The sequence below is a fragment of the Kluyvera sp. STS39-E genome, assembly GCF_040932435.1.
Taxonomy (GTDB): domain Bacteria; phylum Pseudomonadota; class Gammaproteobacteria; order Enterobacterales; family Enterobacteriaceae; genus Kluyvera.
Genome location: NZ_JBFQGA010000017.1, coordinates 25,975 through 35,593, shown reverse-complemented (window position 1 = coordinate 35,593; position 9,619 = coordinate 25,975). Strand labels below are relative to the sequence as shown.

The 9,619-nt window shown below is 55.4% G+C and carries 9 protein-coding genes; 3 read left to right on the top strand and 6 right to left on the bottom strand.

Annotation, left to right across the window (positions count from 1 at the left end):
• The first annotated feature begins 364 nt into the window (after positions 1-364).
• On the top strand, positions 365-1,954 hold the full coding sequence (gene purH, locus AB4K05_RS24145) for a bifunctional phosphoribosylaminoimidazolecarboxamide formyltransferase/IMP cyclohydrolase (RefSeq protein ID WP_368482211.1): 1,590 nt from the start codon (positions 365-367) through the stop codon (positions 1,952-1,954).
• A 15-nt stretch (positions 1,955-1,969) separates the two neighbouring features.
• Complete coding sequence (gene purD, locus AB4K05_RS24140) at positions 1,970-3,259, top strand: phosphoribosylamine--glycine ligase (RefSeq protein WP_368482210.1); 1,290 nt, start codon at positions 1,970-1,972, stop codon at positions 3,257-3,259.
• Here purD and zraR read toward each other — a convergent pair.
• Entirely contained in the window at positions 3,256-4,587 is a 1,332-nt protein-coding gene (gene zraR, locus AB4K05_RS24135; protein ID WP_368482209.1) for a sigma-54-dependent response regulator transcription factor ZraR, read from the bottom strand. The two genes, purD and zraR, sit on opposite strands and share 4 nt — an antisense overlap.
• Positions 4,584-5,963: a two-component system sensor histidine kinase ZraS gene (gene zraS / locus AB4K05_RS24130; RefSeq protein WP_368482208.1), complete on the bottom strand. Its 1,380-nt coding sequence runs from the start codon at positions 5,961-5,963 to the stop codon at positions 4,584-4,586. The genes zraR and zraS overlap by 4 nt, the downstream gene beginning before the upstream one ends.
• 250 nt (positions 5,964-6,213) lie before the next feature.
• Between zraS and zraP the strand changes: the two genes are divergently transcribed.
• Positions 6,214-6,657, top strand: coding sequence for a zinc resistance sensor/chaperone ZraP (gene zraP, locus AB4K05_RS24125; RefSeq protein WP_368482207.1), 444 nt, complete (start codon positions 6,214-6,216; stop codon positions 6,655-6,657).
• A gap of 3 nt (positions 6,658-6,660) precedes the next feature.
• Here the strand turns inward: zraP and AB4K05_RS24120 are convergent, their stop codons facing one another.
• The 4 genes from AB4K05_RS24120 to hemE all read right to left on the bottom strand — a co-directional run bounded on the left by AB4K05_RS24120 (position 6,661) and on the right by hemE (position 9,589).
• Positions 6,661-7,353: a DUF1481 domain-containing protein gene (locus tag AB4K05_RS24120; protein ID WP_368482206.1), complete on the bottom strand. Its 693-nt coding sequence runs from the start codon at positions 7,351-7,353 to the stop codon at positions 6,661-6,663.
• Between the two features lie 12 nt (positions 7,354-7,365).
• The gene (hupA, locus tag AB4K05_RS24115) at positions 7,366-7,638 is read right to left on the bottom strand and encodes a nucleoid-associated protein HU-alpha (RefSeq protein ID WP_061284714.1); all 273 of its coding nucleotides are present in this window, start codon (positions 7,636-7,638) and stop codon (positions 7,366-7,368) included.
• Positions 7,639-7,824: 186 nt separating this feature from the next.
• The gene (locus AB4K05_RS24110) at positions 7,825-8,415 is read right to left on the bottom strand and encodes a YjaG family protein (protein ID WP_368482205.1); all 591 of its coding nucleotides are present in this window, start codon (positions 8,413-8,415) and stop codon (positions 7,825-7,827) included.
• 109 nt (positions 8,416-8,524) lie between these two features.
• Positions 8,525-9,589, bottom strand: a complete 1,065-nt coding sequence (gene hemE, locus AB4K05_RS24105) for a uroporphyrinogen decarboxylase (RefSeq protein WP_368482204.1) — start codon at positions 9,587-9,589, stop codon at positions 8,525-8,527.
• Positions 9,590-9,619 lie beyond the last annotated feature (30 nt).

Sequence of the window (9,619 nt, the reverse complement as noted above, 5' to 3'; positions counted from 1 at the left end):
TGTTTGCCGTTGTTCCGTCTCAGTGGGGCCGCATTATAGGGAGTTTCTCATATCCCGCAATAGCTAAATTGCAGAAAAATGACTGACTGCTGCAATCCACAGCAGAACCCCGCCTTATACCCATTTACGCACAGAGTTATCCACATTTGGTTGCGCTGTTCGCAAGATCCTTTCTCTATATAGAGGATCAACAGGCGCGTAATACGGGGCACTTTACGAAAGAGAAAAATTCGCGAGCGTTGCGCAAACGTTTTCGTTACAATGCCACCGCCAAACAAGGATGCCCCGTAAGGGGCGTTAGCTGAGTTTTTACGCAAGAATTCACCTAACGCTCTCTGTAATAGTCAAATCCAGGGGATTTACCATGCAACAACGTCGTCCAGTCCGCCGCGCTCTGCTCAGTGTTTCTGACAAGGCCGGTATCATCGAGTTCGCCCAGGCACTTTCCGCACGCGGAGTGGCACTGCTTTCTACAGGAGGCACTGCCCGTCTGTTAGCAGAAAAAGGCCTGCCGGTGACCGAAGTTTCCGATTACACCGGTTTCCCGGAAATGATGGATGGACGCGTGAAGACCCTGCATCCAAAAGTACACGGCGGTATTCTCGGGCGCCGTGGCCAAGATGACGCGATTATGGAACAGCACCACATTGAACCTATCGATATGGTGGTCGTTAACCTCTACCCGTTCGCTGAGACCGTCGCGCGCGATGGCTGCTCGCTGGAAGATGCCGTAGAGAATATCGATATCGGCGGCCCAACGATGGTTCGCTCCGCCGCCAAAAACCACAAAGACGTGGCTATCGTGGTGAAGAGCAGCGACTACACCGCCATTATTAATGAGATGGATGCCAACGAAGGTTCACTGACCCTCGACACCCGTTTCGATCTCGCCATTAAAGCGTTCGAACACACCGCCGCCTACGACAGCATGATTGCCAACTACTTCGGCAGCATGGTTCCGGCCTATCACGGCGAAAGCAAAGAAGCCGCCGGTCGTTTCCCACGTACCCTTAACCTGAACTTCATTAAGAAGCAGGATATGCGCTACGGTGAGAACAGCCACCAGCAGGCCGCCTTCTATATAGAAGAGAATGTCAAAGAAGCCTCCGTTGCTACCGCGCAGCAGGTTCAGGGCAAAGCGCTTTCTTATAACAATATTGCCGATACCGATGCCGCGCTGGAATGCGTAAAAGAGTTCAGCGAGCCGGCCTGTGTCATCGTGAAGCACGCTAACCCGTGCGGCGTCGCCGTCAGTGCTTCCATTCTTGACGCCTATGACCGCGCCTACAAAACCGACCCAACCTCCGCGTTCGGCGGCATTATCGCCTTTAACCGTGAACTAGACGCCGAAACCGCACAGGCCATCATCTCCCGCCAGTTCGTGGAAGTGATCATCGCACCATCCGCCTCGGAAGAAGCATTGAAAATCACCGCAGCTAAGCAGAACGTCCGTGTTCTCACCTGCGGTCAGTGGGCACAGCGTGTCGCAGGCCTAGACTTCAAACGCGTTAACGGCGGTCTGCTGGTTCAAGACCGTGATTTAGGAATGGTTGGCGAAGGCGAACTGCGCGTAGTAACTAAACGCCAGCCGACCGAGCAGGAGCTGCGCGACGCGCTGTTCTGCTGGAAAGTTGCGAAATTCGTTAAATCCAACGCCATTGTTTATGCCAAAGGCAATATGACCATTGGCATTGGCGCAGGCCAGATGAGCCGCGTTTATTCAGCGAAGATTGCGGGGATCAAAGCCGCTGACGAAGGTTTGGAAGTGAAAGGGTCTTCTATGGCTTCTGACGCTTTCTTCCCGTTCCGCGACGGTATTGACGCCGCGGCCGCCGCTGGCGTGACCTGCGTTATTCAGCCGGGTGGTTCTATCCGTGATGAAGAAGTCATTGCCGCGGCCGATGAACACGGTATTGCAATGGTCTTCACCGACATGCGCCACTTCCGCCATTAATTCACGGAGTAGACAATGAAAGTATTAGTGATTGGCAACGGCGGGCGCGAGCACGCGCTGGCGTGGAAAGCGGCACAGTCGCCAAAAGTCGAAACCGTCTTTGTTGCGCCAGGTAACGCAGGTACCGCGCTGGAACCCGCGCTGCAAAACGTAACCATCGGCGTAACGGATATCCCGGCGCTGCTGAGCTTTGCCCAGAATGAGCAGATTGACCTGACCATCGTGGGCCCAGAAGCACCGTTGGTGATTGGCGTGGTTGATGCGTTCCGCGCCGCCGGCCTGAAAATCTTCGGCCCAACCGAAGGCGCCGCGCAGCTCGAAGGCTCCAAAGCCTTCACCAAAGATTTCCTTGCGCGTCATCAGATCCCGACGGCGGAATACCAGAACTTCACCGAAATCGAACCTGCGCTGGCTTACTTACGTGAGAAAGGCGCGCCGATCGTTATCAAAGCCGACGGCCTAGCCGCGGGTAAAGGTGTGATCGTCGCCATGACGCTGGAAGAAGCCGAAGCCGCCGTGCACGACATGCTGGCAGGCAACGCCTTTGGCGACGCTGGCCACCGCATCGTTATCGAAGAGTTCCTCGACGGCGAAGAAGCGAGCTTTATCGTGATGGTTGATGGGGAACATGTGCTGCCAATGGCCACCAGCCAAGACCACAAACGCGTGGGCAATGGCGACACCGGCCCGAACACCGGAGGTATGGGCGCGTACTCACCGGCTCCAGTGGTGACTGATGAAGTGCATCAGCGCACCATGGAACGAATCATTTGGCCAACCGTTAAAGGCATGGCGGCGGAAGGTAACACCTATACCGGCTTCCTATATGCAGGCCTGATGATCGATAAGCAGGGCAACCCGAAGGTTATTGAATTCAACTGCCGTTTTGGCGATCCGGAAACCCAACCGATCATGCTGCGCATGAAATCGGATCTGGTGGATCTGTGCCTCGCCGCTTGTGACGGTAAGCTGGATGAGAAAACGTCTGAGTGGGACGAACGCGCTTCGCTGGGCGTGGTGATCGCCGCTGGGGGCTATCCGGCCGATTATCGCACCGGTGACGTTATCCACGGCCTGCCATTGGAAGAAGCGGCAGACGGCAAAGTCTTCCACGCCGGTACCAAACTCGCCGCTGACGACCGCGTGCTGACCAGCGGCGGTCGCGTTCTATGTGCAACAGCGCTGGGCCACACCGTTGCCCAAGCACAGCAGCGCGCCTATGCCTTAATGACCGATATCCACTGGGACGGCAGCTTCAGCCGCGCGGATATCGGCTGGCGGGCGATTGAGCGTGAGCAAAACTAACGGCTAAGCTTAGCCAGCAGCGTTTTGCGCGTAATGCCCAACTGACGGGCGGCTTCAGTTTTGTTGCCGCCCGTTTTTTCGAGCGCCGCCTGAATCACCTCTTTTTCCACCTCCATCAGCGGCAGGATTTCATCGCCGGATGACACTGACGCCGGAATCACCGTCCCGGCAATCGCCAGCGGTAATTCACGTTCCGAAATATACTCGCCGGTCAGCAGCACCACCGCGCGTTCCACCGCATTTTCCAGCTCGCGGATATTTCCCGGCCAGCCGTAGTGGATCAGCAAATCCATCGCCTTTGGGGTAAAGCCCTGCACCGTCTTGCGGTTACGCTCGGCGTAGCGCTGCAGAAAATAGTGCGCCAGTTGGGGAATATCTTCATGACGCTGGCGCAGCGGCGGCATGTCGATGGTGACCACATTCAGGCGATAGTAGAGATCCTGACGAAAACGCCCCGCACTTACCTCTTCGGCCAAACAGCGGTGAGTCGCTGCTATGAGTCGGACATCCACCGATAGCGTTTGGTTACTGCCCACGCGCTGCACTTCGCGCTCCTGAATCGCCCGCAGTAAGCGCACCTGCATCAGCGGTGAAATATCGCCAATCTCATCCAGAAACAGCGTGCCACCATCGGCTTCCACAAAGCGCCCTTCTCGCCGCTTATCCGCGCCGGTAAAGGCTCCTTTTTCATGCCCAAACAATTCCGACTCTAGGAGAGATTCGTTGAGCGCCGCGCAGTTGAGCGTCACCAGCGTTTTTTTACTCCGCGGGCTACTGGCATGAAGGGCGCGAGCCACCAGCTCTTTGCCGGTACCCGATTCGCCATGGATCAATACGGTGGCATCGGAAGGTGCAACCAGCGCAATGCTATCAAGCAGGTTCCGCATTGCCGGGCTATCGCCCACCATACCAAATTGCTCTGCGGGGCCGGATCGTGCCGCGCTTTCAGGCTGATGAGTATGCGCTAGCGCGTGAGCGAGCGTTTGTTGTAAACGGTCAAAATCCAGCGGTTTGATCAGATAATCCACAGCGCCCGATTTTAGCGCCTCGACGGCCGTATCAACGCTGGAGTACGCCGTCATGATCAGCACCGGAATCGACGGGTTGTAAGCTTTAATCTCTTTGAGTGTTTCAATGCCGTCCATTTCCGCCATACGGATATCGCAGAGCACGAGGTCAAATACGCGCTGACGTATCTGCTCCAGCGCCTGCAGGCCGTTATACGCCAACGAGACCTGATAACCCCAGCCTCGCAGCAGCGCCTGTAAGATTGTGCAGTGGCTGGTATCATCATCCACCACCAGAATATCAACCTGCCCGTCTATCATCCTTGTTCATCCTTTTGCTGCCCATCAACCGGCAGGTAGAAGGTAAATACCGCCCCCTTGCCGAGTGAACTCTCAACCTCAATCGTGCCGCCGTGCTGCTCAACAATGTTCTGTACTACCGCCAGCCCTAGGCCAGTGCCATCAGCTTTGGTGGTGAAATACGGCGTGAAGATGGCCTGTCGCTGTTCGTCGGTCATGCCCTTGCCGCTATCCGTCACGCTCACTTTAACGCGTCCATCGCCACATTCAGCAACGGCTACCGTCACCACACCGTGACGCCCAATCGACTGCATCGCGTTGAGATAAAGATTCAGCAGCACCTGATTCAAACGATCTGGGTCGGCCTGAATGCGGCACAGGGCGGGCTGCGGGCTAAATTGCAGCGTGATTTCACGTTCGCGTGCATCCTGGCTCACCAGCTGCAACGAATGGCCGATAACATCATTGAGGTCCACCGACTGCCATGTTAAATGCGCCGGTCGCACCAGCTCCAGTAGCTCACTGACCACCCGGTTTAGGCGATCGGCCTCCTTCGCCATCACCTGCGCCAATTCATAGGCCTCACCGCCGGGCGGCGTGCGTTCAGCAAAGTACTTCGCCAGCCCCTTAATCGACGATAACGGGTTACGGATTTCATGCGCCACCCCCGCCGCAAGATGGCCCAGCGCCATCAGCTTCTCTTTACGGTGGGTCGCCTCTGTCAGCAGCTTTTGCGAACGCTGGTAACGATAGAACCAAAACTGCGCGAGGATGGTCGCCACCATCACCAAGCCGGCGGCACACAGCATGACGATGAGATTGCGTAACCCACGCGCCTGTTCAGCATCCAGCTCGCGAATATCGAAGGCAATAAAAATAACCTGTGGGGTATCCGCTGCGCGACGTTGCATCATCATCCCCATATGGTGCCTGCCCGGTGTATCGAGCGGACGAAACTGGCGATAGATTTCCAGCGCGGGCTGTGGCGTTTCGATTCGCCGCCAGCGTTCTTGGTTATCTGCCTGCAGTTCACGCATCTTTTGGGCCTCATAGAGCGTCGAGCCCACCCGCTGCGGATCGCTATGGGCGGTTATTTTCCCTTGCTCATCGGTGACGGCAAACCACAACACGCCGGGCTGCCAAGCCATCTCCTCTAGCATCGCCTGCAGCTGAGAGTGATGCATACGCATCCCCATCCCAGCGCGCGTTCCGGACTCCAGCGCGCGGATCAGCACGCGGCCCTTCTCCTCAATGGTTTGCCGCGCCGAGGTCGTTTCTCGGCCATAGTCACGCACGATAAGCGCGGTAAAAAGACAGACCAGCAGCAAAATAATCGCCGTCAGCAAGCCGCTGATGCCGACCGCTGATACATTTTTCCGTAAGCGTACGAGGTTCATGGAGCGTCCTTTCGTTTTCCCTTTGCTACCCTTCAGCAGAAATCATGCCACCTTTCCTCCCTGATAACCCCGCCCTCGAGCACAAACTGCCTGATAAACCGAGTAAAAATGACCCGCATGGATACCCATCACGAGTCATTTTTACTCGTTCAAACGTAGAAAGCCCCGTCAAACCCGCTGCTGCCACGGTACGGCAGGCTGGCACAGAAGATGCAATGGCTTAGATGACTACACTACAGGAGAAGCCACCATGAAACGGAACAACAAACTGACCTTAGCACTGTTAACCCTCGCCTCGCTGACCTTAACCAGCGCCACCGCGCTTGCGGGGCCACATCACTGGAACAACAACGCGAATAATGGCGGTTACAGCCAGCTTACTGATGCACAGCAGGCCACCGCCCAGAAACTGCATAACGATTACTACGCCCAAACCAGCGCATTACGCCAGCAGCTCACGTCGAAGCGCTATGAGTACAATGCGCTGTTAACGGCAGATAAGCCCGATAGCGCAAAAATTGAAGCCGTTGCCAAGGAGATAGAAACGCTAAACCAGAGTCTTGCGAAGCAGCGGGTCAAACTTGATGTCGCGATGGCGGAGGCCGGGATTCCTCGTCATGGCGGGATGGGCGATGGCTGTCAGGGAGGACGACATAACGGTGGAGGCCATATGGGCGGCATGTACCGCGGGTAATGCTTAGAAGGTTTTTTCGGTCGGCTGCCAAGTACAGTAGTCTTGGTTTGCCACCAGCAGAAGCTGGGAGCCTTCTGGTGCTTCCAGCCAAGCAATGCTCACTTCAACCGTAGAGCGACTTTGACGGCTGGCGATGTGCCCAAGCGCGCGGGAGTCGAAATCAGGTTTAATCGTCTCGCCTTCGCAGGTAGTTACCGTCTTGTCGGCATGCCAGCGCCCCTGACGCAGCACCACTTTCCCCAGACGTAACGCATCGCTAGTCTGGCGGATCTGCTCCGCGTGATAGCGATAAAGCGCCACTTGGTCGCTGGAGAGCTGCTGTTTTTGCCCATCAACTTCGCGCTGCATAAAACTCAGCTCGCCGTTGCTGTCGAAACGGGCGCGGATATGTTCAGCGGGCTTGCCGTAGATATTCAACTCAATAAGCTGCAGCTTATCGTCCTGCCAACGATATTCGCTGGTTGAGGTACTACCGCTGTGCCATGGGCTGAATACAGAAAGGAGGTGCGTTTCACCATTGCTATCTTTACGCCAGATGCGCACTGCGCCCTGGGTATCGGCGTAGCCGCTCGCGGTGAAGGGAGGAAGCGAACTATTATGGCTACAGGCCGTCAGCAACAGCACTCCCACCAGCCCCGATAAACGACGCCAGATAAACGAAAGGGGCGATGCCGCCCCTTCTTTAAAACTGTTCACTGCCACGCAATCTTACTTAACAGCGTCTTTCAGTGCTTTGCCTGAAACAAAAGCCGGCACGTTAGCTGCGGCGATTTTGATTTCATTACCGGTCTGCGGGTTGCGGCCAGTACGCTCAGCGCGGTGGTTCACTTTGAAGGTACCGAAACCAACCAGTTGCACAGCATCACCTTCTTTCAGAGACTCAGTAATAGCAGCCAGGGTGGATTCCAGTGCAGCTTTAGCCTGGGTTTTAGACAGTTCAGCCTTGTCCGCAATTACATCAATCAGTTGAGTCTTGTTCATAAGTTATCCTTACAATGTGTTTATCGCTTGCTAAGCATCGAGTGCGACGAAAATGCCAGAAAAGCACTCTCCTGCATACACGCACCGATAGCCACTTTTTTTCGCCCTCCAAATGTAGACCAGACGGGGGGCAGATGTGAAGCCTTCAGGCGTGACAATTCAGGCGGTAAATCACGTTTTATTGCCTCATTGCTGAAAATTTATACCAATATTGCTTTCGCCAGCTTCACGGAGGTCTGCGCGTAGCCCTTTAATCAGTTCAATATCGCGTTCTTCACACTCGGCTAAAAGGCGGAAAATCTCCCACTGAATGTCCCATTCCTGCTCTACAGCGGGGTTTAATTTCAGCTCTTCATCGGTCATTTCACGACCAGCCTGGGTCATTTCCAGCATCGCTACGGTGGTAATAGAACACTTACTCACTTCAACCGCGTGCTCGAGCGTTTCACCACTCAGACGAGAGTGAATTAATTCACTTAACGCCACGCAGGCATCGATTGCCGGATAGACGCCGTATAAATCGTAATCATCGGCGACCGGGATCGCCTCTTCAAATTTTTCCAGCTGGCTGTCGAAATTGATTTTCGCATCTTTCACCGTCAGCGTTTCCCACACCAGATCGAGGATACGGCGGTAAATCTGCGCATCGCCGAATTCAGTCTGCTTGCAGAACATGGCGTAGTTCGGGTACATGCGTTCGCATAAACAAGCCATAAAGGTGACGTGCTGCCAGCTTTCCAGCTTCTCCAGACGCAGATGAATCGGGTTTTGTAACATGATGAGTTCTCAAATACGGAAATTAACCGCAGTTTACCTGATATGAGGTTTTTTTGCTGTAAACCGCGTAATTGCCCGGCTCTCGCGACGACGCGAGAGCCGAACGGATTTAGCGGTGGTACTGCGCCGACAGGCGATGCACGGATTCGACAAAGACACCGGCATGCTCCGGCGGCACGTCCTGATGGATTCCGTGACCAAGGTTGAAGACGTGGCCTTCACCCTGACCGAATCCCGCGAGGATAGTCGCAACTTCTTCTTCAATACGTGGCGCAGGCGCATAGAGCATGGAAGGGTCCATATTTCCCTGCAGTGCCACTTTATGCCCAACGCGACGGCGCGCATCGGCGATATCGGTGGTCCAGTCGAGGCCCAGCGCGTCGCAGCCGGTTTCAGCCATCGCTTCCAGCCATTGTCCACCGCCTTTGGTAAACAGCGTCACAGGCACACGGCGACCGTCGTTTTCACGCAGCAGTCCGTCGACAATTTTATGCATGTAATACAAAGAGAACTGCTGATAGTCGCGTCCGGTCAGCACGCCGCCCCAGGTGTCGAAAATCATCACCGACTGCGCGCCCGCTTTAATCTGGGCATTCAGGTACAGCGTGACGCTTTTCGCCAGCTTATCGAGCAGCAGATGCAGCGCAGTCGGATCGGCATACATCATCTTTTTAATCATGGTAAAGGCTTTGCTACTGCCACCTTCAACCATATAGGTCGCCAGCGTCCACGGACTACCGGAGAAGCCAATCAGCGGCACTTCGCCCTTCAACTCGCGGCGAATGGTGCGTACCGCGTTCATGACGTAGCCCAGCTCACCTTCCGGGTCGGGGATCGGTAGCTTTTCAACGTCTGCTTTGCTGGTGATAGGTGAGGTAAAACGCGGGCCTTCACCCGTTTCAAAATAGAGCCCCAGCCCCATTGCATCTGGAATGGTCAGGATGTCAGAAAAGAGGATCGCCGCATCCAGCGGGTAACGGCGCAGCGGCTGTAGCGTGACTTCACAAGCCAGCTCGGCATTTTTGCACAGCGACATGAAATCACCGGCCTGCGCGCGGGTCGCTTTGTACTCCGGCAAATAGCGCCCTGCCTGGCGCATCATCCACACCGGGGTCACATCAACGGGCTGGCGCAGCAGCGCACGCAGATAACGATCGTTCTTGAGTTCGGTCATTTTACATTCCTTTAGCGTTGATGCGCCTAT

Excerpts from the sequence above, each read along its gene's own strand:
- purH (WP_368482211.1), top strand. The coding sequence starts at position 365 with ATGCAACAACGTCGTCCAGTCCGCCGCGCTCTGCTCAGTGTTTCTGAC.
- purD (WP_368482210.1), top strand. The coding sequence starts at position 1,970 with ATGAAAGTATTAGTGATTGGCAACGGCGGGCGCGAGCACGCGCTGGCG.
- zraR (WP_368482209.1), bottom strand. The coding sequence starts at position 4,587 with ATGATAGACGGGCAGGTTGATATTCTGGTGGTGGATGATGATACCAGC.
- zraS (WP_368482208.1), bottom strand. The coding sequence starts at position 5,963 with ATGAACCTCGTACGCTTACGGAAAAATGTATCAGCGGTCGGCATCAGC.
- zraP (WP_368482207.1), top strand. The coding sequence starts at position 6,214 with ATGAAACGGAACAACAAACTGACCTTAGCACTGTTAACCCTCGCCTCG.
- hupA (WP_061284714.1), bottom strand. The coding sequence starts at position 7,638 with ATGAACAAGACTCAACTGATTGATGTAATTGCGGACAAGGCTGAACTG.
- AB4K05_RS24110 (WP_368482205.1), bottom strand. The coding sequence starts at position 8,415 with ATGTTACAAAACCCGATTCATCTGCGTCTGGAGAAGCTGGAAAGCTGG.
- hemE (WP_368482204.1), bottom strand. The coding sequence starts at position 9,589 with ATGACCGAACTCAAGAACGATCGTTATCTGCGTGCGCTGCTGCGCCAG.